The sequence below is a fragment of the Thermostilla marina genome (assembly GCF_054657455.1).
The window spans coordinates 2,710,547-2,736,230 of the sequence record NZ_BAAHYR010000001.1 but is presented as its reverse complement, the minus strand read 5'-3'; the positions used below and the strand labels follow the sequence as shown (position 1 = coordinate 2,736,230).

General features: G+C 58.6%; 16 protein-coding genes. 14 read left to right on the top strand and 2 right to left on the bottom strand.

Translation table 11 applies throughout. The annotated features are described in order from the left end of the window. Positions 1-68 precede the first annotated feature (68 nt). The gene (locus ACYQ2I_RS09985) at positions 69-686 is read left to right on the top strand and encodes a Maf family protein (RefSeq protein ID WP_460166866.1); all 618 of its coding nucleotides are present in this window, start codon (positions 69-71) and stop codon (positions 684-686) included. Between the two features lie 184 nt (positions 687-870). Here the strand turns inward: ACYQ2I_RS09985 and ACYQ2I_RS09980 are convergent, their stop codons facing one another. Beyond that, entirely contained in the window at positions 871-1,200 is a 330-nt protein-coding gene (locus ACYQ2I_RS09980; RefSeq protein WP_460166865.1) for an HU family DNA-binding protein, read from the bottom strand. A gap of 610 nt (positions 1,201-1,810) precedes the next feature. On the opposite strand from ACYQ2I_RS09980, the gene ACYQ2I_RS09975 reads away from it, so the two are divergent. The 9 genes from ACYQ2I_RS09975 to ACYQ2I_RS09935 all read left to right on the top strand — a co-directional run bounded on the left by ACYQ2I_RS09975 (position 1,811) and on the right by ACYQ2I_RS09935 (position 19,324). Further along, on the top strand, positions 1,811-6,382 hold the full coding sequence (locus ACYQ2I_RS09975) for an outer membrane protein assembly factor BamB family protein (protein ID WP_460166864.1): 4,572 nt from the start codon (positions 1,811-1,813) through the stop codon (positions 6,380-6,382). Between the two features lie 92 nt (positions 6,383-6,474). After that, complete coding sequence (locus ACYQ2I_RS09970; protein ID WP_460166863.1) at positions 6,475-7,551, top strand: prenyltransferase/squalene oxidase repeat-containing protein; 1,077 nt, start codon at positions 6,475-6,477, stop codon at positions 7,549-7,551. A gap of 75 nt (positions 7,552-7,626) precedes the next feature. Next, positions 7,627-8,688 (top strand): AAA family ATPase, encoded by a 1,062-nt coding sequence (locus tag ACYQ2I_RS09965; protein WP_460166862.1) that lies wholly within the window; start codon positions 7,627-7,629, stop codon positions 8,686-8,688. After that, positions 8,657-9,559, top strand: a complete 903-nt coding sequence (locus ACYQ2I_RS09960) for a DUF58 domain-containing protein (RefSeq protein WP_460166861.1) — start codon at positions 8,657-8,659, stop codon at positions 9,557-9,559. Before ACYQ2I_RS09965 ends, ACYQ2I_RS09960 begins: the two co-directional genes overlap by 32 nt. 4 nt (positions 9,560-9,563) lie before the next feature. Then, positions 9,564-11,768 (top strand): BatA domain-containing protein, encoded by a 2,205-nt coding sequence (locus tag ACYQ2I_RS09955; RefSeq protein ID WP_460166860.1) that lies wholly within the window; start codon positions 9,564-9,566, stop codon positions 11,766-11,768. Continuing rightward, on the top strand, positions 11,765-14,194 hold the full coding sequence (locus ACYQ2I_RS09950; RefSeq protein WP_460166859.1) for a hypothetical protein: 2,430 nt from the start codon (positions 11,765-11,767) through the stop codon (positions 14,192-14,194). Before ACYQ2I_RS09955 ends, ACYQ2I_RS09950 begins: the two co-directional genes overlap by 4 nt. A gap of 68 nt (positions 14,195-14,262) precedes the next feature. Further along, the gene (locus ACYQ2I_RS09945; RefSeq protein WP_460166858.1) at positions 14,263-16,398 is read left to right on the top strand and encodes a hypothetical protein; all 2,136 of its coding nucleotides are present in this window, start codon (positions 14,263-14,265) and stop codon (positions 16,396-16,398) included. After that, a complete protein-coding gene (locus ACYQ2I_RS09940) occupies positions 16,395-18,206 on the top strand; it encodes a hypothetical protein (protein WP_460166857.1) in 1,812 nt (603 codons plus the stop codon). The genes ACYQ2I_RS09945 and ACYQ2I_RS09940 overlap by 4 nt, the downstream gene beginning before the upstream one ends. Before the next feature lie 344 nt (positions 18,207-18,550). Then, on the top strand, positions 18,551-19,324 hold the full coding sequence (locus tag ACYQ2I_RS09935) for a hypothetical protein (protein ID WP_460166856.1): 774 nt from the start codon (positions 18,551-18,553) through the stop codon (positions 19,322-19,324). A gap of 122 nt (positions 19,325-19,446) precedes the next feature. On the opposite strand, the gene ACYQ2I_RS09930 is transcribed toward ACYQ2I_RS09935, so the two are convergent. Next, positions 19,447-19,668: a hypothetical protein gene (locus tag ACYQ2I_RS09930; protein ID WP_460166855.1), complete on the bottom strand. Its 222-nt coding sequence runs from the start codon at positions 19,666-19,668 to the stop codon at positions 19,447-19,449. A 10-nt stretch (positions 19,669-19,678) separates the two neighbouring features. Here ACYQ2I_RS09930 and ACYQ2I_RS09925 point away from each other — a divergent pair, with 10 nt between their 5' ends. The 4 genes from ACYQ2I_RS09925 to ACYQ2I_RS09910 are packed head-to-tail and all read left to right on the top strand — an operon-like array spanning position 19,679 to position 25,632. Further along, positions 19,679-20,719, top strand: coding sequence for an NPCBM/NEW2 domain-containing protein (locus tag ACYQ2I_RS09925; protein ID WP_460166854.1), 1,041 nt, complete (start codon positions 19,679-19,681; stop codon positions 20,717-20,719). Then, a complete protein-coding gene (locus tag ACYQ2I_RS09920) occupies positions 20,716-22,449 on the top strand; it encodes a S1C family serine protease (protein WP_460166853.1) in 1,734 nt (577 codons plus the stop codon). Before ACYQ2I_RS09925 ends, ACYQ2I_RS09920 begins: the two co-directional genes overlap by 4 nt. A gap of 30 nt (positions 22,450-22,479) precedes the next feature. After that, entirely contained in the window at positions 22,480-23,577 is a 1,098-nt protein-coding gene (locus tag ACYQ2I_RS09915) for a S1C family serine protease (protein ID WP_460166852.1), read from the top strand. Positions 23,578-23,589: 12 nt separating this feature from the next. Next, positions 23,590-25,632, top strand: a complete 2,043-nt coding sequence (locus ACYQ2I_RS09910) for a PDZ domain-containing protein (protein WP_460166851.1) — start codon at positions 23,590-23,592, stop codon at positions 25,630-25,632. Positions 25,633-25,684: the final 52 nt, after the last annotated feature.

Below are 25,684 nucleotides of genomic sequence, written 5' to 3'. Positions count from 1 at the left end.
TGGAATCGTTACAAAGACGAGAGGGGCGAAGGACGATATCGCACATGCATTCTCATCGGATAACGTCAATGACCACGACTCAGCCTTGGCAACCTGAACGACTGATCCTGGCCAGCAACTCGCCTCGGCGGCGTCAGTTACTGGAGGAAGCCGGTTATCGTTTCGAAATCTTGCCTCCGGCCGATTCGGCCGAGTGTGGAATGTGCAGCGGCGAATCCCCGTGGGAGCTGGTGGCCCGTCTCGCCCTTGCGAAAGCTAGGGACGTCGCGCCTCGTGTGACGCACGGCTGTATTCTCGCTTGCGATACCGTGGCTGAGTGCTGCGGACGCATTCTCGGAAAACCGCGCGATCGTGATCACGCGGAAGAGATTTTGCGATTTCTGAGCGGCCGGCGACACCGCGTGCTCAGTGGAATTTGCTTGTGGGATCGGCCTTCTCGAGATCCGTGGGTCGAAGTCGAGGCCACCGAGCTGTTCATGGAACGTCTTTCAGACTCGCAACTCAAGGAATACCTCGACAGCGGCCTGTGGGAGGGCAAGGCCGGGGCTTTCGGATATCAGGATCGCCTCGGATGGGTTCGCGTGATGAAAGGAAGCGAATCCAACGTCGTCGGGCTTCCTATGGAGCGCCTTGCCGACATGCTTTCGCGTTTGCGGGCCGAGTACGAGGTAGGCGAGCAACGGTAACAACGCCAAACTAGAATCCAAAACATCCGAAAACGAGGCGGGAGACGAGCGCACAGAAAAAGCCTCACTCATGCAAGGTCGGCGGCGTTCCGGCGAAGGTGACCTTGCTGAGACGAGGCGGAAAACTGTGCGTGTCGGCCTGAACAAAGCACGTTCGAGGCTCGGCCGGCCCCGACAACGGCGATCAGGCCATCTCTTTGAGGTTCTTCAAGGGGCGAACCTTGATGACATTGTGTGCGGGCTTCGCGGGCACCGTGATGATCTCGTCGGGATTACCCGGCTTGGGCATCTTGCGGGCCGGCTTGGCCTTGACCCGCTTCTTGACGATCTTCAGCAAGCCCGGCAGCACGAAGGCACCGGGACCACGGGGCTTCAGCGACTTGGCGATTTCCTCGGTCATCGCATCGAAGACCGCAGCCACCTGCTTCTTTTGAAGCCCGGTCTTCTCGGCGATGACGGTGTACAGCTGAGTCTTGGTCAAGGGCTTTTTCGGAGCAGCTTGTTTCTTGGCCATTTGCCTCAACCCTCCATGTGGAAAGAGGAAAGAAATAAAACGGTAGTGTCCGTCCGCTTTACGCGTGCGCCGGAACGCCGCGAATGCCGTATTTGCCGGTGATTAGACCGCCTTTTCGAAAAAATGCAAGCGATCTCCCCCGAAAAACCCCAAGAAAATCAGGGTTTTTCGGTTTTCGGACGCGTTTTCCCGCCCATTCAGCATCTAAACGCGTCCTCGTAGCGCACAAACAAACGGATCGCCGGCGAAATTCTGCATGTTTATCGGCAACCGGTCGTCTGCGACTTCGGTCATCAGCGACGGAATTTGTGAACACACGCTCGAATTCCAATCGACCGGTCTTCAGGCGACCTCGCGGAACCGGCAAGCCGGAATCCGCGTCCAATTGCAGGGCGACCGGCGGTGTCGAACAGCGAGCATTTTCTTGTTCGCCTCTCGACCGACCGGTATCATGCTACTTGGGGGAAAAACCGGTTCATTTGCGAGAATCGAATCCCTCGGAACAATCCGTCGTCATCCGTGGTCGAGCGGCCGCATGCTAGGCTTGAAATGTAGTTCAGTTCACAAGTGCTCCGAGGGTCCGGTTCGAGAAACTGAGGGATGGAACCGCATGAGAAACGGGAGACACCGGACTTTTCGGCGGTCCAACGGCCGGAGGTTGCCGCTTCTCGTATCGGCGGCGCTTCTTGCGATCCTCTGGGGCCCGGCCCATGTTTCCCGTGTTGGGCCGACATTTGCGCAGTCCCCCCAACCTGCCGATCTTTCGCCGGTATTGTTCGGTGATCGCCAAACGCTGCGGCTGTTTCGAACGGCGAAGGAACTATTAAGCGAAGATCGGCTGGCCGACGCAATCAGTTGTCTGGGCCCGCTGCTCGAAAGCGAAGACGCGCTCTTGCCTCCTGAAGACCGAGAAACGTCTTCGGCGACGTTGCGCAGCTTGAGGCATGCCACCTACGAATTGATTGCTTCTTTGTCGGACCGCGCGTATCAAACCTTCGAAGAAGAGTACGGACCGGCTGCCCAAGCCAAATTGGAAGCCGCGTTGCAGGCCAATGACTGGAATGCGGTGTCGGATATTGCGGGCCGCTACTATCACACGACCGCCGGTTACGAGGCCACGTTTCTGCTGGCGTTTCGGCATCTCGACTCGGGCAACGCACTGGCGGCTGCGATCCTATTCGATCGTCTTAGGTTGACGTGCCGAACAGCGGCAGAGTACGAGCCGGCACTATCGGTTTGGACGGCCTTGGCCTGGTATCGAGCCGGCGAATCGGGAAAAGTCGATGAAGTCTTGGCGGATGCGGTGGAGCGTTACGAGGGGCGGCCCCTGCGATTGGGCGGCAAAGAAATTGAGTGGTTCTCCGATGCCGACGAAGCGCGTCGATGGCTCGAAGATCGGATCGTTACCGACCCCGGCGTGACAAAGGTCATCCGTGGGTACGCGATGTTTCGGGGCGATCCGAGCCGAAACGCCTCCGTCGAAGCCGGCGATCCGTTACTGTTGGCATGTTGGAAAGTTCCAACCGTCGTCGACGCCGAAACAGAACGCCGGTTGGCCGCGTTGCGGCTGCAAGGCGATTTGACGACGAGGTTTGCGTCGGCCGTCCCGCTGGCTATCGGCAACAAGGTCGTGGCGCGAACGGCTCGGGGTATCGTTGCGATCGACTTGGCAACCGGGAAACGGCTTTGGCATACGGCGGATGATCGGACATGGTTGGCACTGCACGGAGCCGCGTCGGCCGCCCGAAATTCGTCGGCTTCCCGCTCGCTCGACGTGCTTCTCGCACGCTTGACAACGAACCAGACCTACGGGCGTCTGGCCGCCGACGAAAAGTTATTGTACGCGGTGGAAGACTCCGATGTGTCACGTGTTCCGAACATGACCGCTGCCGTTCCGTTCGGGGCGATCGCCGTACGACGACAAGCCGAAGGCGAGGTGGACGCCAATCGGCTCGCTGCTTACGATCTCGAAACCGGAAAATTGCGTTGGCATGTGGGCGGTGATTCACAACTACTGAACTTGCCGCTGGAAGGGACGGACTTCCTAGGCCCCCCTTTGCCGCATGAAGATGAATTGTATGTGATGGGGCGAAAGGGGCCGGATGCCTATTTATTTGTTTTGGAGGCAGAAACGGGGGCCCTCATCTGGCAACAGCAGTTGGCTGTCCTCCAGGATCTGGGTGTCGCAGATCTTCTTGCTGCCGGTTGCGGGCTTAGCCCGGTATACTCGGAAGGCATTTTGATTTGCCGCGTGTCACCCGGCGTCGTCGTGTCGCTCGACGTGACCACGCGAAGCCTGATGTGGGCATATATTCCCCCTTCTCGACGGGGGGAAGAGGCGGGCAGCCCGTTCGCACCTCGCCTCATCGGTGGACGCGTCGTCGTACAGTCGCCCACCGGCCGGTCGGAAATATTGGACTACACGCCGATCATCTCCCGTAACCGAGTGCTGTTGCCTATCGCCTCGACGGGCGGCGTCGTCTGCCTGGATCTCATGACCGGCGAGCAGGTTTGGGAATACAAGAATCCGCCGGCTTGCCTGTTCATCGGGTGTGCTACCGATCACACCGTCTTCCTGATAACCAAAACCGGAACGGTCGTGTTGTCGATGGACGACGGATCGGTCGTCCGAGAAAACGCCGTGTTTCGCCCGGATACAATGGAACCGGCCGGCTTCGGGTATTTCAACGGAGCGGAGTATTACCTACCGTTGACTTCGGGTGATGTGGCCGTCTTCGACGTCGAGACGGGCGACTTGAAGCGACGCTTGATTCCTCCCGCGGCACAGCGCCTCGGGAATCTCGTCGTCCACAACGGCAAAGTGGTAAGTCAAACGGTGGATGCCGTCGAGGCCTTTTACGAGGCCGAAGCAATTCGCCGGGAGATCGCCGAACGACTGCAAACAAATCCGCAGGACGGACGAGCATGGTTTGCCCGAACCGTTCTGGCGCTTCAAGAACATCGCGTTGATGATGCACAGAAGGCCTTATCCGGTTTCTTGGCGGCCGAGGCGCCCTCGGCACTCAAGCGCGAAATGGCGCTGATGATTCTGAACGGGGCGCAGCGGGACTTTCCGCAATTCGAAAAATATTTGGAAGAATTTCGGTCCCTGTTGACGCAACCAGAGGAACAAATCGCCTTCGAATTGGTCGTTGCCGATGGGGAAACCGGTCTGGGACGCTATGAATCGGCGTGGAGACGCTATCTCGCAGTTGCCCGGCGAATCCTAGACGAAGGCGATCGCACACTTGAACCCAGCCCCGGCGTGCGACGCTCCGCCGCCGGTTGGGTAGGTCGAGGACTCGAAGCGTTGGTACCCCAGTGCGACCAAAGGCTTCGCGAGAGAATGGAACAGCAAGTCGGTGAGGTGCTCGCTGCTGCCGATACCGACAACGAGACGTTGGTGACGGCCGCCGCTCGATGTTTTCCCGTCTTTGATGCAGTTGTCCAGCCGTGGCTCCTAGATGCTGCCAGGGGGCTCGTCGAACAACCTCCAGGGGAGGAAAAACGCCTGGTGGGGCGTCAGCTACTCACAAATCTGGCGGAGTCGGAGGACGTCTTCGTGCGAGCTGAAGCCTGTCTGTTACTTGCAAAAACGGACGACTTCCAACAAGCGATCGCCCATCATTTAGACTGTGCGGCACAATCCATCCAAGACGCTGAAGCGGTCGATCCTGAAAGGGCACAGACCTTAACCCGATGGTTGGCAGGGTATCGGGACACTCAAATCGGCGAAGAAACCGAATCGGCTTGGCCGATCGGAAAGATCGAAGTCGTCAAGGTGTCGAAAGCCGGCAATCCGGAGTTGTTCAACACCTACCGCATCGCTATTGAAGAAGATTTCTCCCCCTACGCCGAAGATTGGGCACTCGACGTACTGCGTACGGCTTCTGCCGGCTATCGCATCGTGGATGCGCGCGGTCGAGTGCTTCGAGATTTGACCGGTATCGAAGAACAGCGATTACGGCAAGTCGACCAGTCGCGGCTCCGTTCTTGGATCATTGGAGACGTCCTGCTGGTCGATACGGGATTCCTCTGCGCCGCGTTCAATCTCCAGCATGACTCCCCCCAAATACCGCTGTGGATCGATCAAGGCGTCACCGCGACAATCGACGACAACTCGCTTGGCATTCCGTCCAACATGCCGTTTGTCCAGCACACGACGGCAATTGCCGACGGGCGCACCGTGATCTTCCGCATCGGCAACACCCTGCGGGCGCGCGATGCGGCAACCGGCCATGTTCTTTGGGAAAGGACGGGAGTGCCGGCCGGACGATTGTTGACTGCCTGTAGTGAATTCGTTGCGTGCCAAACCGAAGGATCCAATCCGGAAACAATTCTCTACAGCACCAACGACGGCGCCGAGCTCGCGCGACGAGACTTCGACCGAACGCGACCGGTCTTACGCTCACTTGGAAGATATCTACTGCGAACACAAAACGGCGCGACCGCTTTTCGTATCACGTACGAAGACGTGAAAGACGAGCGAGTCGTGCAAGAATTCGTTGTGCCACGAGATGCGGGGCTGCCCAACCCCATGACGGCTGTTCTTTCCGGCGGACGTGTGGGAATTTACGAACCTCACAACGGCCGGTGGCGGCTTGTTCATATGCCGACGGGCACTGTGCTTTGTGACGCGAAATTGAATCCGCACAAAACTCCCGTATCCATCAATATCTTCGATAACGGCGCCGAGTATCACATTGTGCTCGGCTTCCGCGATCCCTCGTCGGAACCTGCGCCGATCGTTTCCCCGATCGGTCCCTTCCGGTCGATGCGATGCATCTCGCTTTCGCAAGCGGAAGTCTACCGAATCGCCAAGGACGGAAAACAACTGTGGGAAAAGCCGGCCGTTATTGAAAACACGTACTTGCCGCTCGATCAACCGATCGACTCCCCCGTGTTGGTGTTCGGCGGTCTGTTCTGGAAGAAGACCGGGGCCGTTCGCACGTACCAGACACGAGTTCAAGCAATCGATAAACGAACCGGAAAACTGGTGCTGGATACGTGGCACAACAACATGTCTCAGTACTTCAACATTGAGTCCGTTCCGGAAGAAGATGCCGTCAAGATCGCACTCCAGCAAGCCGTCGTGACGTTGCGGTTCACCGACCGCGCCGACACCCCGGCCGACGATGACAAGGTCGACCCGAAACGCATCATTCGTACGTTGTTCTGGTAGCATGTCCTTTGAATCGACGATGGGACTTTTGGGTCTTGCTCCCGACGACAAACTGAGATCGTTCGAAAAGAGGATAACGAACCACAACGATCATGGCCGTCCAGATTACCCGTCTTAGCCCGAAGCGATCTCTCGCCGAACGCGCGATGCCCCTTATCGGGTGTCTAATGACGTTGTTGTTGGGATGCCTCGTGAACGCCCAAGCTAAGGCTGCACGTCCGACGCAAGCGGAAATCGACGGCGTCGTCGAGCGAGGGCTCAATTGGCTGGCGGCCAGGCAATCGGGGCGCGGCAACTGGTCCGAACAGAACGGGCAATACCCAACTGCGATGACTGCACTGGCCGGCATGGCGATGCTCGCTGAAGGTTCCACGACCACGCAGGGGCGGTACGCTCCCAACATACGGCGTGCCGTCGACTATTTGACGGCCACTGCGAGACCGAACGGGCTGATCGGCGATCCGCTACGCGACGACCGATATACGTACGGGCACGGCTTCGCGATGTTGTTCCTTTCACAAGTGCTCGGTGAAGAAGAAGATATCGACCGTCGCGAAGAACTTGTGGAAATTCTGACCAAGGCAGTGGAGTTCACGGGGCGTGCGCAAACTTCTGCGGGAGGCTGGGGTTACGTGAGTGCCGAAGATGGAAACAACTTCGACGAAGGATCGACGACCATCACGCAAGTGCAAGGGCTTAGGGCCTGTCGCAACGCAGGAATCCCCGTTCCACGAGAAATCATCGACAAGGCGGTCGCCTACATCAAGCGATGCACGACTCCGCAGGGAGGAGTGCAATACAGCTCGAAAGGAGGTGGTGCAAGACCGGCGATCACCGCGGCCGCCGTCGCCTGCCTGTTCAACGCCGGAGAGTACGACGACGAATACGTGCCCAAACTCTTGGCGTACTGCCAAACCACATTCCGTGACGTGAGGAATCAGCCCAGCGGCCACTGGCACTACGCGCATCTATACTATTCCCAGGTCATGTACCGCGAAGGTGGGGACGCATGGGAACAGTATTTCGATCAAATTGCCGAAAAACTGGTACGCGAAGCACAGCCCGATGGTTCCTGGAGCCAAGGGTACATCGGTCCTGTGTACACCACTTCCATCAACTTGACGATCTTGCAATTGGAAAAAGCTTGTCTTCCGATCTACCAACGATGAGAACGGATCGACGACGCGCAACCGATTTGCGATAAACGGCAGACCACAAACCGAACTTTCCCACGAGATAGAACGATGGACAACCACGGCGACAAAGCTCCCCTGGAAGCAGCATCGGCGATCGAAAAACTCCACGCGGCCCGCGAAAAGATTCTGGAGCAACTTCACCGCGTGATCGTCGGACAGGACGAAGTCATCGAACAATTGCTGATTGCGTTGTTCGCGAGGGGACACTGCCTGCTGGAAGGGGTTCCCGGGTTGGCGAAGACGTTGATGGTTTCCACGCTGGCCCGCAGCCTGATGTTGTCCTTCAGCCGCATTCAGTTCACTCCCGATTTGATGCCGGCCGACATCACCGGCACCGAAATCATCGAAGAAGACCGCACGACCGGCACACGCAACTATCGCTTCTTGGAAGGTCCGCTCTTTGCGAACGTCGTGCTGGCCGACGAAATAAACCGCACCCCGCCCAAAACGCAAGCCGCGCTGCTGGAGGCCATGCAAGAGCGGCAAGTCACGGTGGGACGCACCCGTCACAAACTTGCCGATCCGTTTTTTGTCCTGGCGACACAAAACCCGATCGAACAGGAAGGTACCTATCCCTTGCCCGAGGCCCAACAGGATCGCTTCATGTTCAAGGTGTTCGTGCGTTACCCGCGATTCGATGAAGAGTTTGAAATCGCACGCCGCACGACCGCCCCCGAAATCGACGAAGTCGAACCGGTCTTGACGGGCGAAGAGATTCTCCAATTGCAGCGAGTCGTTCGCGAAGTACCGCTGTCGGACCATGCGATTCGATATGCGCTGGCCATCGTAAGACAGACACGGGTAGGGGAGGGGGGCGTTCCCGATTTCGTTTCCCAGTACGTTACGTGGGGCGCCGGTCCTCGTGCCGTGCAGTTCTTGCTTTTGGGCGCCAAGGCACGTGCTCTGCTGCACGGACGGCCGCACGTCACCTGTGAAGACATCCGCGAGCTGGCCGCACCGACCCTGCGTCATCGGTTGGTTCTCGGCTTCGTCGCCGAAAGTGAGGGCGTAACGCCCGATGACGTCATCCGCAAGCTGATCGAAAACACGCCCGACCGCGAAGACGAGCTCTCGAACGATGCCCGGTTCCAAGCGATTTTTGCATCCTGAGACGCTGCGACGCATCGCGCGCTTGGAACTTCGCGCAAAACAGGTCGTCGAAGGTTTTCTGAGCGGCATGCACGCCAGTCCGTACACGGGAAACTCGGTCGAGTTTCTCCAGCATCGCCAGTATGCGCCGGGCGATGATCCCCGCCACGTCGATTGGAAGGTGTGGGCGCGCCAAGACCGGCTGTACGTCAAACAATTCCGAGAAGACACCAACCTTCGTTGCTTGTTGGTGGTCGACGTGTCCGCCAGCATGCAATACGGATCCGGGCCGCTGAACAAGTACGAATATGCGTGCACGCTTGCGTCAAGCCTGGCCTATCTGCTCCTGCGACAGCAAGACGCGGTTGGATTACTGGCGATCGACGAATCCGTTCGGGCGAGCGTGCCGGTTCGTTCCAAGCGATCGCAATTGGAAATGATTACACAAGCGCTCGATGTGTCGGTGCCCGCGCAGAAAACGGAAATCTATCAGAACTTGATTGCGGCGGTCGACCACATGCCGGGCCGTGGGTTGGTGGTGCTCGTTTCCGACTTGCTGATTCCGCGAGAAGGCTTGTTTCGAGGGTTACAGGGCCTACGCGCCAAGGGGCACGACGTCGTCGTGTTCCATGTCCTCGACGACGACGAGCTGGAATTCCGCCTTTCGGGGCCGACACGATTCGAGTCGCTCGAAACGGATGAAGTCGTTCCGTGCGACGCCAGATCATTACGAGAGGGCTATCTTCAGGAACTCCGAAAGTATCTCGAAGAGGTCCGTCGCGGGTGCGCCCGCGGTGGCGTCGATTACACTCTGGTACGCACCGGAGAACCGCTCGATGCCGCTTTGGCCGCATTTCTTTCTTACCGCATGTCGGCGATAAGGAGGAGTTAGCGGCATGGCAGGATTTGCCTATCCCTTTTTCTTGTGGGCATTGGGTTTGGTTGCCGTCCCGGTAATCATCCACCTGATCAACTTGTTTCGGCGGCGGCGCGTTCCGTGGGCTGCCATGGAATTCCTGCTGGCCGCCAAAAAACGAAATCAGCGGAAAATCCTGCTCAAGCAGTGGCTCTTACTGCTTTTGCGAATGGCGGTATTGGCGTTGTTGGCCCTCTTCGTCGCGCAACCGCTCGCGGGTGACTGGTGGGGTAATCTTGGTAGCGGAACCAAACACGTAATCGTGCTGCTCGACGACAGCTACTCGATGAGCGATCAGGCCGAAGGTGTCGACGCTTGGGAGAATGCCAAGCAGACGGTCCGACAAATCGCGCTGGCCGCGTCCCGTGATCGAAGCCGATCGCTGGTGACGATCCTGCGGTTTTCTCAGGCATCATTTTCGGAAGAAGAGCGAACCGTCGATTTCTACCGCCAAGCCGTTGGAACGGAAACCCTCACGCGCATAACTGAGTTCCTGGAGAGTGTGAAACCGACGGCCGGCGCGTACGGTCCGGCCGAGGCCTTGAATTCGGCAGCCCGCTGGTGCTCCGAATCACCGACGGAAGGCCACATCGTTTATGTGGTTTCCGACTTTCGTCGGCGGAATTACATCGCACGTCCCGAGGTCCAAGAATCGCTTGCCGAGCTCGACTCGGCGGATGCGACGGTGCGGTTCGTGCGCGTCGTCGATCGTGCCCATCCAAACCTCACGGTGACGAATGTACGGCTGATCCGCGAAAACATAGCCGTCGACGTACCGTTCGATATTGCAGTCGAAGTCAGGAATCAGTCTCAAGACGAGGTTCGCAACGTGTTGGTCCGGCTACAGACGGATGAAGCCGTCCTGCCGGCGGCGACGATCGATCGCATTCCGCCCGCCGGTACGGCCGAGGTGCGGACGACAATGGCATTTAGAACGGCCGGCACGCACACCGTGACCGCCTCTCTAGAGTCCGATGCCGTTGCAACCGACAACGCATATTTCGCAGCGATCCATGTACCGAAAGAGATTCGTGTGCTTTTGGTCGACGCTTCGCCCGCGGGAGAAAGTGCCAAATACGTGGCCGCGGCATTGGCGCCCGGAGGCGAAGCCGGAACGGGAATCGTACCGCAGGTCGAAACGCCTCGCGCGATCGAGGATTTGAAGCTCAATCAATTCGACGCGGTTTTCTTGCTCGACTGGGACGTGCCGACTCCGTCGACTGCCCGGGCCCTGTCGGAGTACGCTGCCGAAGGCGGTGGGGTTTGCCTTTTCATCGGCGAACGCGCCGACCTGCGCGAGTACACACGACTACTCTACGAATGCGACCACCCCGTTATGCCCGTACCGTTGCTTGGTCCGCGAGACCTTCCGATCGATCGATTGCGGGCCGCCCCCGACGTTCTGTTCAGTGATCATCCCATCTTTGCCGCGTTTCGGGGAATGGGGAGTACGTTTTTGAATACGGTGCGCGTCTTACGATATGTCGAAGTCGATACCGAGAAAACGAAATCCGGCGCAAAGGTAATTGCCGAACTCCGCAATGGGGCCCCGCTGGCCTACGAGTTTCCGGTAGGCAAAGGCAAGGTGATCGTCTTTTTGACGACGGCAGCGCCGATATGGAACAACTGGGCCCGCGGAAACCCGAGTTTTGTAATTACCATGCTCGAGTTGCAACGTTACCTGCATCGCGGCTCATCGCAAGCCGTCGTGTTGCACGTCGGACAGCGTCCGCGATTTCTATTCCGGCTGGATCGTTGGCAACCCGTGCTCCGTTGGGAGCCACCTGCCGAGTTGGGGCGACCACCGCAAACGATCCCGCCGCCGCAGGGAACAAACGCGACGCAACTTGAACTACCGCGCACGACCGCCCAGGGAATTTACCGATTGTGTCTCGTGGATATATCCGGAAATCCCCAGGAACAAGCCTTTGCCGTCAATGTCGATCCGGAAGAAGGCGACATGACGCTGCTTGAACCCGGCGATATCGCACAAGAATTCGGGAATCTCGTCGACGCATTCATCCCGGCGTCGGAGGCGACGGCGGTAACCGAAGATCGGTCGGGCACACCGGCACGCGCAGTGTTGTATCTGCTGATCGTGTTCCTGCTGTTGGAGCAAGCGGCTGCTCGTTGGACGAGCTATCATCCCGGCGAGCCGGTCGCAGCGGGAGGGCCGAGACGATGATCGACGCTTTGCCTCCGCTGCTGGCCCAGTCCGTCGTGCATTCGACGTTCCGCTGGGGACGTATCGAACAGCCGAGTGATTGGCTGCTGCCGGGAATCGTTTTGGCGGCGGTCTTGGCCTATGCCGTTTGGATGTATCGCAAGGATGCCGTCGAGCTGAGGCCCCTTGTCGCAAAATTTCTGACATTCTTACGTATTGCAGCCCTGATCGGAATTTTTCTGTTATGGCTCGAACCGGGAATTTATCGCGAGCGTGAAACGTTGCAGCCTTCGCACGTCGACATCTTGATCGATACCAGTTCGAGCATGTCGATCACCGACGGGAATTCCGCCTCTCGTGCCGGCACGTCGAGGCTCTCACAGGCCCTTGATATGCTGACTCGACCTTCGACTCTCAAGGCGGTTCGCGACCGACATGAGGTGAGACTGTTCCGATTCGATCGAGAATTGAAGGAGATCGGCCGGTTTCCCCGGCTTGTGCGAGAAGGCGAAGGCCGAGAAATAGCAGGCGACGAAGTTGCCCCAACCGATTGGGTGAAGGAACTATCGCCCGGCGGCGATCAAACACGCCTCGGCGATGCCCTGGCACGTTTAGCCGAGCAGACCCAAGATCATCCGCCTGCGGCGGTGATGGTGATTACCGACGGGGCTTCGAACGCGGGCGTTCCCGCCGAGGATCCCGGTATTCTCGACCGGTTGAAATCTCCCGTGCATGCTGTGGGGGTGGGGAAAACGGAAGAACCACGCAACGTGTCCGTCGAACGTCTGGAAGTCGTGAAACGCATCTATCCGGGCGATCCGTGTCACATTACGGGACTTCTCCGGCAAGTGCATGCCGAAGGGACCTCGGTCGACGTGGAATTACTCGTGCGCCCTGCATCGCGATCTGGAGAAGAAGGAACCGGTGAACAAATTGCGGCCAAGCGCATTACCATGCCCGCCGAAGCACTCGTCTCTGTGCCCTTTCAGCACGTTTTCAACGATCTCGGCCGGTTTATCTTGTGCCTGAAGATTCGTTCGGAAGCGGCGGGCGACGCGACGGATGACCTTGCCGAGGTCGTCGTCGAAGTCGTCGATCGGCGAAATCGCGTGCTCTTGTTTGCCGGCGGCCCGACGCGAGATTATCAGTTCGCGCGAAGCGTCCTGTGGCGAGACCCGACGATCGAGTCGGACGTGTTCTTACAAACGGGACAGCCGGGCATGTCGCAAGAGGGAAGACGAATTCTCGATCAATTTCCGGCGAGCCTCGCTGAACTTGCCGAATACGATGTCGTCTTTGCATTCGATCCCGATTGGTCGCAACTTCCGGTTGAGGCACAACGCCAGCTCGAACAGTGGGTAACGCAACAAGGAGGAGGCTTGATCGTCGAGGCCGGGAACGTGCACATGGGCACAGCGCTCGGTGGTTGGACCCAAAATCCCGACTGTCAGGTAATTCGCAATCTGCTGCCTGTCGAGTTGCAGCGTAGCGTCGGTGTCACCGAAGTTCTCGCCTATTCCGGGGCCGAGGCTTGGCCGCTTGCATTTACCGAAGAAGGCTGGAACGCGACGTATCTCTGGTTGGAAGACACACCCGAGCAGAACGTGGCCGCGTGGGAAAGTTTCGAGGGGGTCTACAGTTGCCACATTTCGCGGCGTCCGAAGCCGGCTGCCGTCGTACTTGCCTATTTCGGTGATCCTTCATTGGGTTCCGACAACCAAAGGCCTGTCTACTTGGCCGAGCAGTTTTATGGTGCCGGACGAGTCCTATTTGTCGGCAGTGGAGAACTTTGGCGGTTGCGGACGGTCAAGCCCGCGTACTTCGAGCGGTTGGTCGTCAACCTGGTTCGTCATTGCGCCGAAGGTCGTTTAGCCCGCCAATCGAATCGCGGCGTGTTGCTGGTGTCGCCGGACGATTGTTCTCTCGGAACGACCGTCACTTTGCGGGCGCAAGTGCTGGATACCGATTTTCAGCCGTATCGCGCCGCCGATGTCGAAGCGGAAGTCCTTTCCCCCGAACACAACGTACAAACGATTCGATTGGCGGCCGAACCCGGGCGGCCAGGCATGTTTGTCGGCCATCTTCCCGTCGTTGAAGAAGGCACTTACCGGGTGTCCTTACGGCTGCCCGACGGCGGTGAAGAGCGACTTTCGCAAGAAATCCGCGTCCGCGTACCGGAACTCGAAAAGCTGCACGCCGCCCAAGACAAGGCGACCTTGGAAAGAATCGCTGAAGCAACAGGAGGCCGGTACGTACCGCTCGAGTCATTGGACGCGGCCACATGGGCAACCATCGTGGACTCGCTTCCCGACCGATCCAGAATTGTACTGACCCCTATCGGGATCGATCGTACTTGGCAAGTGCGTTGGTTCGGTTGGATGCTCGGATTGATTGCCGCCTGCTTGTCGATGGAGTGGCTGATTCGCCGCCTCAACCGGTTGGCCTGACCGTTTCCTTGATTGTCGAGATTCGCAATTCCGTAATGCACACGACCGATCGAAACAAATCGCAAGCCGTGCCGGCGGTCGTTGGATCGCTCCTAGGGCGAGCGCGCCGCGCCGTCCGCCGGTACGTAATCGCCGAAGCGATTCTCGCGGTCGTCACATGCCTGGTCGCAGGTTTTTGGCTGTCGCTTTGGATCGATTGGTTCTGGGAGCCGAATCAGCCCGTCCGCATCGCCGTGCTCGCTGCCGTTGTGGCGGCGGCCGTCTGGCTGTTCGTGTTCCTGGGCATCATGCGTATCTTCCGCAAGATTTCCGATCGCACCCTGGCGGTATTGCTCGAAAGACAACACCGCGGTTTCGGGGAAAGCCTTATCACCACGGTCGAACTGGCCGGTTCGTTCGCTCCCGGCTCACTCGGGGCGTCGATGTTCGATCGCGTCGCGCGTCAAGCTGCCGACTTCGCGTCCGGTGAAGAATGTCGCCTCTTGCTGAATATGAAGCGATTGATGCGACGAGGATCGCTCGTAGCCTCGCTGGTGCTTGTGACCGCCGTAACCGGCGTCGTTTTCCCGGGCCTTTTCGTGATGTGGGGAGACCGCTACCTCGGGCTTAGTGACCGACCCTGGCCGCGCCGAGTGCTGTTGACGGTCGAAGGATTCACCGATGGGAAGGCCAGGGTGCCTCGCGGCGACGACTTCACGTTGATCGTAAAGGCCGATACTCGCAAAGAAATACCGGACCGCGTGTCGGTCGTTTACCGCGACGCGGCCGGACGCCGTATCCGAGAACCGATGGTTCGTGAAGGGATTGCCGATCCGTCGAAGGACCGATGGCAGAAATACACGTACGTGTTTCGCTCGTTGACCCATCCGGTTGTTTTCGATGTGTACGGGGGCGATGCGAAGCTGAACGATTTGCAAATCGCTCTTGTCGAACGACCGGTCATTGTCGACGCCGCAATACGCTTCGAATACCCGGACTATCTCAAGAAAGCATCCGAAACGCGCCCTATCGAAGGCCTGATGAGCGTCTTCGAAGGCACGTCCGTTGTTCTCGATTGCAAGGTCAACAAACCGATCGTTTCGGGAATGGTTTCGTGGAAACAATCTTCGGGTTCACAGCGTCAAGATACGCCGTCTCCGACGTTTCGAAGCACCGGTGAACGAGCGTTTGAGGTGCGATTGAACGAACTTGCAACAGGCGGCACACTTCTCATCGACTTGGAAGATGCGGACGGCGTAGGAATGCGCGAGCCGTATCCGGTCGTGTTGGCGGTCGTTCCCGATCTACCGCCTCGATTGGCGGTGCGGACGCAGGGAATCGGCGCGACGATCACCCCCACGGCCGTCATTCCGCTTATCGGCACGGTTTCGGATGATCACGGTGTTGCCGAAGTGGCAGTCGGTCTCGAATTCTCCGGCAATCTCGAACCCGCGCGAAATCTGTTGCGATCGTTCGACGATCCGCCCGCCGAATGCCGCATCGACGATGAAATCTCGGTCGAAGGTTTTGCGCTGAAACCGGGAGACACCGTGACCTTGACCGTCGAAGCTTCCGACGCATGCAATCTTCACGGAGGGGCGAATCGAGCGGTTTCCGAACCGTGGATTTTCCGAATTGTATCCGCCGAAGAGTTGCGGAATACGTTACAAGCCCGCGAAATGGTACTGCGACAGCGATTCGAGACACATATCACCGATGTTGAAAGGATGCGGGAACAACTCGTCGAGGCGACATCGGCTCCCGATGCGCTCGCACGACGGCTCATGATCGTGCGATCTCGGCAAGATGCCGGAAAATCGGGTCACGACGTCGAAAGCATGGCCGAAGCGTTTCGCGACCTGTTTGCGGAACTAGAAAACAATCGAATCGACACCTCCGATGACCGAAGGCACTTGTTGGAAGACATCGCTGAACCATTGGCCCGGATCGCGAACGAACTTTACAATGTAGAAGAGAAACTTCGTGTGATTGAGCCGTCGGCTGATTCACCTAAGTTCGACGAGGAATTGCGGCAAGCCGTCGACGAAACGACGCGCATTCTCGCCGCCATGAACGACGTGCTCAGCGTGATGTTGAAAATGGAGGATTACAACGAGGCGATCGAACTTCTCAAAGACATCCTCGAATCTCACCGACAAATCGAGAACGCCACGCGGCAACGCCACGCCGAAGAGCTCCGCAAATTATTGGAGGGGGAGCTATGAACGGTCGACGCATTCGAACGACTCGGGCCATTTCCGCCGTGCGGCGAATTGTCGTACCGATCGTTTTCGTGCTCGCATGGGGAATCGCGGCAGACGGGCCCGTACCGTCACCCGACGCCTTACGAGCGAATGAACCTTCTGCTTCCGGCGAAACAAACGACGTTTCGTCCTCGGAACTGGCCGAACGGGAACGGCGATTGGCGGAACAGTATCGGCGATTCGAGCTCCTCCTCGCTCGGCTTTCCGAGACTACGCAACTTACCGATCCCGAACGAGCCTCTCTTTTGGAAAAAGCGCGTGCCGAAAGTCGCCGCCGCCTGATCCGCGAGCGCCTCGACGAAATCGCGGCGAAGCTCGAGCAAGGCGACCTGTCGACGGCCATCGAAAATCAAGAAGAAGTCGGCGCCCGATTGAAAGAGTTGTTGGAGATTCTTGAGCAGGGCAATCGGTCGGACACTCAGCAAGCGCGCCGTGAGGCGATCAAGCAACTGCTCCGCGATATCGGTGAAATTCTCGGGGAACAACGCCGATTGTACGCGAAGACGTTCAGCGATCCCGACACGCACTCGCTGGGCAAGCCGCAAGGCGATATCGCGCGTCGAACCGGCGAACTCGCAAAACGAGCGGAAGCCCAGGCCGGTGATGACGCCGAGCGGTCAGGAGAATCGTCGCCCAGTGACGAGCCGGAAAAGGATGGTTCGAAAACACCGTCGTCACAGGACGACCACGAGCCACAATCATCTTCGGAGCCGCCTTCCCAGGCGCGGCCCGATTCCCGGGCAGAATCTTCTGAAAACGACCGGAATAGCTCCCAGTCGCAAAAGGGACAAGAAAACGCACAATCGGGCGACGGCAATTCGTCGCAGAACCAAGAGCAGGGAAACTCCGGCAACACTGAAGGGGCGAGCGAGCATTCACCACCGTCCGGTCAATCTTCGGAATCGAGTACGCCCCATACGCCGGGCACCGAATCGGGCTCTCAATCGCAGTCGCCCGCCGGCAAGGCGTTGGAACAGGCTCAGCAACGAATGTGGGAGGCGCAACGCGCGCTGGAAGAAGCCCGTCGTGAGGGAGCGCAGGCAAAGCAAGAAGAAGCGATGCGCAAGCTCGAGGAGGCCAAGGCGGAACTCGAACGGATCTTGCGACAAATGCGAGAGGAAGAAATCGGCCGTTTGCTGACGATGCTCGACGTGCGCATCCGGCGGATGCTGGCGATGCAACGCGAAGTGTACGACGCAACCAAGACGTTGGACCAAGTGCCCCTCGACGAACGAACCCGCTCCGATGCGCTGGAGGCGTCGCGGCTCGGAACACGAGAATCGGAAATCGTGCTCGAGGCGGATCGCACGTTGCTGGTGCTCAAGGATGATGGAACCGCAGTTGCCGTTCCGGAAGCACTTCGCCAAGCGCGTGACGACATGAAAGAGGTTGCCGAACGGCTGACTCGGGCCGATGTCGGCAAACTCACTCAGTCGATCGAAGAGGACATCATTCTCGGTCTGGAAGAGTTATTGCAGGCGATCGCCGAGGCCAAGAAAGAACTCGAAGAGAACCGACAGCAGCCGCAGCAATCCGGGGAGGCCTCCGGTGAGATGGAACAACCCCTGGTCGACCTGATCGCCGAGCTGCGAGTGATTCGCAACCTGCAAGTCCGCATCAACCGTCGGACGGAGGCCCTTTTGGACCTGCTTCCCGCACCCCCGCAGGAGCCGTCCGAGGATTTGAAGGATGCCTTGAAAGAGTTGAGTGACCGCGAAGCCACGGTTGAATCGATCACTCGCGAACTGATGAAAAGGGCGAAGCAGTAGCCATGCACGGTGTAACCAGGAAAAACCGGTCGAGCGACTGTTCCTCGCGAAGGCTTTTCGCAAGGATCCTGTTCGCGTTGTTGTTGAGCGTTTTGCTCGGTGGCGTGCGAACCTCTTACGCCGATTCCGCCCACCCGCCCGCTGACATTCCGGACAAGATCGAAACGTTGCGAACTGCTTCGATTCCGGAACTTGTTTCAGGTATTGTTGACGAAATCAATAACGCGGAGCTCATCGCTCCGAAAAAACGTGCAATTCTCGAGCTGTGGAAAAACGCCCCTCCTGGCTCTCGGGAAGAGTTGATTCGCAAGTCGATTCAAACCGCCGCATTGTGGAATCCGCACTTGAACACACTTGTTCGTGACGCTCCCATCGCGGTGAAGGCGGCTGAGCCCGACGGTGACACCCGGCGCGAGGTGGACCGACTTCCGACCGGCGTGCGCGATGCGATACGGTTGGTGTTGGCGGGATATTGCGTGGGGCATCGTCGCTACGAGTGGGCTCTGGAGTGGTTGGACGGAGTGCAGGTGGCGGAAGTCGCCGATCCTGCCGCGTTCTGGTTCTATCGCGGTACGGCCCATTTCGGATTGCTGCACAAGGCCGAGGCATCGGCCGATCTAGGCCGCTTGTTGCATTTACCGGAAAACGAGGTTCCGGTTCGTTACCGTTTACTTGCCGAGCGGATGCAAACCGACTTGGCCGCCATGAAACCCGACTCCTTAGAACACATTGCCCGCCGCATGGATGATGTCGAACGCCGACTCGATCACGGAGAGTACGACGAACAATTGCCGAAAATCGAACAGGGAATCGTCGAGTCGTTGGACAAGCTCATCGAACAACTCGAGCGGCAAAGACAACAGCAGCAACAACAAGCCGGGGCTGCGGGCAACCAAAGCCGTTCATCGACGCAGCCGGCTTCTGAAAGTCGCTTGATGGGCGCTTCGGGACAAGGGCGAGTGACGAAGCGCGAGATCGGTCACGAGGCGGGTTGGGGCGATCTCCCACCGAAAGAACGCGAAAAGGCACTGAGGGAAATCGCTCGTGAATTTCCGCCGCACTACCGGAAGGTCATTGAGGAGTACTTTCGTCGCCTCGCAGCCGAGAGCGATCAATAGGTGAGTACGGTAATAACAATTCAGGCACGCGCCTGTTTCTGCGTGGTACATTTTCCTAGCCCTGCCCAAAGGCGGCCACTCGAAGCAACGATCGACCAAAAAGAGTAAGTGCAAACGATTTCTCAACAGCCGATACGGCCCCAAAACTCGACCGCGGTCGCTTGGACGATCGTCATCTTCGTAACGCTGCCGATTTTCGGCATACGGCAATCCTGCGTGCGCGGAGAGGAGACTCCGGGCGGACCGATCGTCGAAGTGAAGACGATCGACGGGAAAAGCACGGAAGGATCGCTTGAACTCTTGGACGCGAACGGATGCTCGGTGGAATCGCGTGGTGTATCCACGAGCTACTCGATGGCCGACATCGATTCGATCACGTTTCCAAACACGGCCTCGATGTTTTCGGGGGCTCCCGAACGGCGCCTCGCCCTAGTCGATGGCTCGACATTACGAGGGCGTATCGTTTCCACGGAGCAAGATGGTGTTCGAATTCGCCTTGTTTGCGGCATCGAACTTGATTGCAAGCTTGATTCGATTCGTTGGATTGCACGCGTCGTCGACCCGACCTTGGAAACGCGTTGGCAGGAACTCGCAGCGTCGAATTCCGATAGCGACCGATTGGTCTTGCCGAAAGGGACCGTGCTGAACTATTTCGACGGCGTCGTTCAATCGATCGACAGGGAGATGATTCAGTTTCAATTTCAAGGTGACGAGATCACCGTGCCTTGGGATCGGATTTACGGCCTCGTACTGCATGTTCCCGAAGCGCAGCCGCGAGGACGAAACATTCGTTGCCGGTTGAGCGATGACTCGGTCTTGGCCGCCGACTCGGTTACCTGGAACGGCAAGACAGGGAAACTCCTCATTAAAAGGGGCGAGTCTGAAACGGCAATTCATCCGGATTTCCTTCGTTCGTTGCGGTTCGAGGCGGCAGCAGGCAGCTCGTTACTCGCGTTGGAACCGGTGTCGGTCTCGTACGAGCCGTTCATCGGCACACCCGAACTTGCAACGATTGTGCGTCGCGCTCGTGAACCGAAGTTCATTAGGGCACAGAATTCATCGGACGCCTCTGTAAGCCTGAACGGGGAAGCGTGCACCGACGCCGTCGTGTTGCATGCCCGTTCGCAGCTTGTCTACCGCCTCGATCGAGTCTACTCGCGACTCGTTTTTCGCTGTGGAATAGAAGATCGTTTCCGGCAGACCGGAAATGCAGTCGTCCGAGTCGTCGGTGACGGCCGCGTGTTGTGGGAATCGCAGGTACGCGGCGGCGATTCACCCGTGCAGGTCGAAGTCGATCTCGAAAGTACTCGCGAACTCGTCTTCGAGGTCGACTTCGGTGAAAACGGGGACTTAGGGGACGTCGTGGTAATCGAACAGCCGAGGGTAATCGAATGACCGCGTCGGCGATGGCGCTGATGGCGTTCGCGTTTGCGGCCGTCCCGGGGCCGTTGACGGCCGTCGACGAAAACCGATGTGCGCTGGTCGAGCGCGTGACACCGGCCGTCGTCGCCGTCTTCTCGCCGAGAGGAGATTCGGGCGGGTCCGGTGTTCTCATCAGCCCGGACGGTTTCGCAGTCACGAACTACCATGTCGTCGAACCCTGCGGCCCGTTTATGAAATGCGGGCTGGCGGACGGAAATCTATACGATGCGGTCATCGTCGGTGTTGATCCGACCGGCGATATCGCATTGATCAAACTGCTGGGGCGCGACGACTTCCCGGCCGCGCAAATCGGCGACAGTCGAAACGTCCGGCCGGGCGATCCTTGTTTGGCAATGGGAAATCCGTTCATGCTGGCGGCCGACTTTCAGCCGACCGCCACCTTCGGAATCATCTCGGGGATTCACCGTTACCAATATCCTGCCGGCACCTTGTTGGAGTACACGGACTGTCTTCAGACCGATGCCTCGATCAATCCGGGAAATTCGGGGGGCCCGCTCTTCGATGCCGCCGGGCGGTTGATCGGCATCAACGGCCGCGCCTCCTTCGAAAAACGGGGCCGAATCAACGTCGGCGTCGCCTACGCCGTATCGATCAATCAGGTCGTCCACTTTCTCGGCATGCTCAAGGCAGGGCGAATTGTCGACCACGCCTCGCTTGGAGCGGTCGTGTCGAGCACCGCGACCGGCGGTGCGGCCGTCAGCGACATCCTCGAAACGAGCGATGCTTGGCGGCGCGGATTGCGATACGACGACGAATTGCTCTTCTTTGCCGATCGTGCAATTGCCACGCCGAATGAGTTCAAGAACGTCCTGGGGACTCTGCCCGCCGGTTGGTCCGTTTTGTTGGAATATCGCACGGATCGCGGAACGAATCGAACGTGGGTGCGGCTGGAACGTTTACATCCGCCCGGCGAACTCATCGACCGCGTCGAGAAAGGCCTCCTGGGGCTCGCACGAACCGATTCCGAAGGCGATTCATCGACGCAACGCGATGTGCTTCCGGTCGCTGCGTCCGACACTCGATCATCGAAGTTGCCGGTCATCGAAGTGCCCAAACCAAGACTCGAAGATCGGCTACCGGATGCCGTCCGCCCGTACTTTGAATACCGGCGGGGATATGCGAATTACTATTTCAACCGTCATCATAAAGAGGGCTTGCTGGCTACCCGAAAACTGCCATTCAACTCTGCCGAGGCGTGGACGTTGTCCGGCCGACTGGAGGGCAGCGGCACCTTTTTGGCAACCGTCGAAAACACCGGTGCCCGCATCGTTTTTCCGCAGCGAACCGTCACCTGGACTTCGCCCCCCGGCGACGAACCGCTCATTGCAGGCGACGAAACGGGCCGATTGCTTGCGTTGTTGTGGTGCTGGCAAAAATATCCGCAGCTCTCCCCCCTATCAGAAACTCTCGAGTATTGGGGGCAGGCGCCGCTCGTCTTAGAGACCGATCTGCGGTTGTATGAGGTATTGCGCGAGCGACGCAAGGCGGGCGTCATCGACTACTATGTCGACCCGCAGACGGCGCTCTTGGCGGCCGTTGCCTGGACACCGACACCTGAAGATGACACATTTTGGCTTTTGCCGGCCGATCGCGACGGCAACAACGTTCCCCGGACGATCGTCTATGTGGCCGGTGATTTGCCGGTGGCCAAGCTTCAAGTCGAAACACTTTCGGCACCTTAGCGAAGACTTCGAATTTCGATGATTTACGCCATGGACCGTCGCGACGAAACGACAACCTGGTTTTGTGCAACCGCTCGTCTTCTCGTGCTTGCCGGATGGGTGATCACGGGAGGGCATGCGATTTCGTCCGACGGTGTCTTCGGGCAGCAGGCGGCGGAATCGTCTTCGGGTTTGGGAATCGCGACCTGGAATCGGTCGGTTCTGCCGGAAGTCCAAGCCAAAGTCGTCAAGATTTTTGGTGCCGGTACGATCGGTCGCTTGGAACCGTTCCAAAGCGGTTTTTTCATCACCGACGACGGATACATCGCCACGGCGTTCAGCTACGTGCTCGATACGAACGACATCACCGTCATCCTGCACGACGGTAGACGCTATACGGCTCGACTTGTCGGCGGCGATCTGGAAACCGAAATTGCCTTGCTCAAGATCGACGTCGACACGCTCGTGCCATACTTCCGACTCGACGAAAGAGAACCGTCTCGGCCGGGTGATTGGGCTTTCGCCTTGACGAATGCGTTCGGTGTGGCCACGGGCAACGAACCGGTAAGCGTCCAGCACACGTTGATCAGCGGCACGGAAAACCTGGCCGCACATCGAGGAAGTTTCGAAATTCGATACCGCGGGCCGATCATCGTCCTCGACATGGTGACTAACAACGCCGGCGCGGCTGGAGGCGCCTTGGTGTCGATGGACGGTCGATTGCTGGGCATGATCGGCAAAGAGCTACAAGACAATGTATCGGGCGCGTGGTTGAATTTTGCAATCCCGACGCCCGTGGTCAAACAATCGATCGATCGCATCTTGTCGGGCGAAGCCGCCGTCGTGGAAGATTCGCCGGAAGTCGAGGGCGATATTACACGGCTTGTCGAACGGGGCATCGTGTTCTTGCCGGAGTTGTTCGAAAACACTCCGCCGTACGTCGACCGTGTCGTCATCGGATCCCCCGCCGACACCGCCGGCATTCGTGAGGACGATCTTGTGGTGCTGGTCGGCAATCGGTTGGTTCGGAGTCTCCGCGACTTGGCGGCGGCCGTGACTGAATACCGTCGGGAAGACACGATACCGTTGACGCTTTCGCGAGGCAACGAGCTGATCGAAGTTCACCTCCCGGCCCCGCAGAACCTTTAGCAGTGTCTCGATATGGATGCCCGCTCTACCGATAGTCGATTCATCCGCAAGGAAACCGAGGTATTGCGTCGTTTTGCCGGCGTGTCGATCGCTTTATTGACAGCCTGGATCGCCCTCATCGGATCCGTAGGCCGGGATGGGCTCGGGGCTGAGGTTCCTTTATGGCAACTCGAGTCTGAAGCCGTCCGACGGGCAACGGAACGTGTCGCTCCGTTTGTAGTACGGCTCGAAGTGCTTGGGATCCCCGGCGAAAATCGAGGCACGTTGACTGCGAGAACGAGCAGCGGGTTGTGGGTCGACGACGACCTCATCGTCACAAGCCATTTCGTGTTTGCCGACGGCGACGCTCCACAAATTTTGGCCGCCTTGCCGGACGGAACACAGCATCGCGCCGTCATCGTCGGACGAGATCACTCCCGTCATTTGGTGCTGCTACGAATCGAAGATGCGGCGATTCCGTCGGGAGACCTTCAACCGGTCCCACTTGACGAAATCAGGGCCGGGTTGACGGCCGTCGCGCTGGGGCGAGGCCTTACGCTTCGTGACGTCACCCTCAACATCGGCATTATCAGCGCCGCTGATCGTTTCGACGGACGCGCGCTTCAAACCGACGCCAACACGGGGCCGCGTAATTACGGCGGGCCGCTGATCGATCTCGACGGCCGCGTGTTCGGCGTTATCGTGCCGTGGAACCCTATGCCGGGAAGCAAAACCACCGGCGCCGAGTGGTACGATTCCGGTATCGGGTTCGCTGTGCCGCTAACGCACATCATGCACGTGCTGCCGCGTTGGGTGCGGGAAAAGGATTTGTTTCCGCCCGCCATGCCTTTCGAAGTCGACGGTGGTTCACTCTTGGCGGTCGAACCGGTCGTTACCGCATGCCGAAGCGTAAGTCCGGCCTATCGTGCCGGGATTCGCCGCGGTGATCGTATCGTGTCCTGCGCCCGTGCTCCCGTTCGAAGCGCATCCGACATTCGTAAGGCGATTGCCAACTTCTACGCCGGAGACACGATCGAAATCGAAGTGGGTCGCGACGGCAAGACATTGCCGGTAAATGTCTCGCTCGAACGATCGAACCCCACGTTTCGACGCGGTTATCTTGGCATCTTGCTCGAAGAAACGGCGCCAGATCGCTCCTCCGAGCAACCTGTTTCCGAGAACAATCCTCCTTCGGAAAACGGCGTCGCGATTCGCTACGTGTTTCCCGACGAACCTGCCGCCAAGGCCGGTTTGAAAGCCGGAGATCAGATCGTTGCCTTCGACGGGGTGCGCATACGCGACGCGGCCCACCTTCAATCTCTCTTGGAAGATTGTGCCGTCGATCACGAAGCCTTGTTGTCGATTCGGCGAGACGGCCGGTTGCACGATTTCCGCGTGCAGGCAGCTCGATATCCCTTCGAGGTTCGTGAGCTCGATATTCCCGCGGGCATGTCGGTAAAGCCGAAAACCGCCCTACAGCCCGGTCTGTTGCCGAACGGCCTCGTGCGTATCCGTAGCGAGGGAGGACGACTGCCGATCGTTGCGTTCATTCCAAATCATGCCGATACCGACCCGACACTAGGAATGCTGATCCTCGTGACTGCCGAATCGGATGACGTCGAGGCCGCGTGTCGCAATTGGTCATCGGTCGCTTCGCAGCATCACTTGATCGTGTTGGCGGTCGGGGTAGGGGATCACCTTCCACTCAATCCTAGTGATCTTCATACACTAAACTACACGATCGACTGGCTGATGGAACGAAAAGCGATCGATCCGCATCGAGTTGCCGTTGCTGGTGAGGCCGAGATGGCGGCCGTCGCCGTCCAATTCGGGCTTCGCCTTTCCGCCGTCGACGGAATCATTGTCGTGAGACCACAGGGAGCGTTCGCCGTTCCGTCGGGCCGATCTGCCGAGAAGCTACGTTTCCTCCTTGTTCTGCCGGAAAGGGGAAATACGGATCGTCTGCAATCGCTGCTGGACAAAGCGTCGATCGCCATTTCTCGGCTGACGATTCAAGACGAAGGAGGCCCCGAGGCACGAATTGGTGATTGGATTGATCAGCTGGGCCGCCTTTGAGTAGAATCCTCTCTTCGACCGTTTCGCGTCGTCTTCCACCACCGGAGCAAGG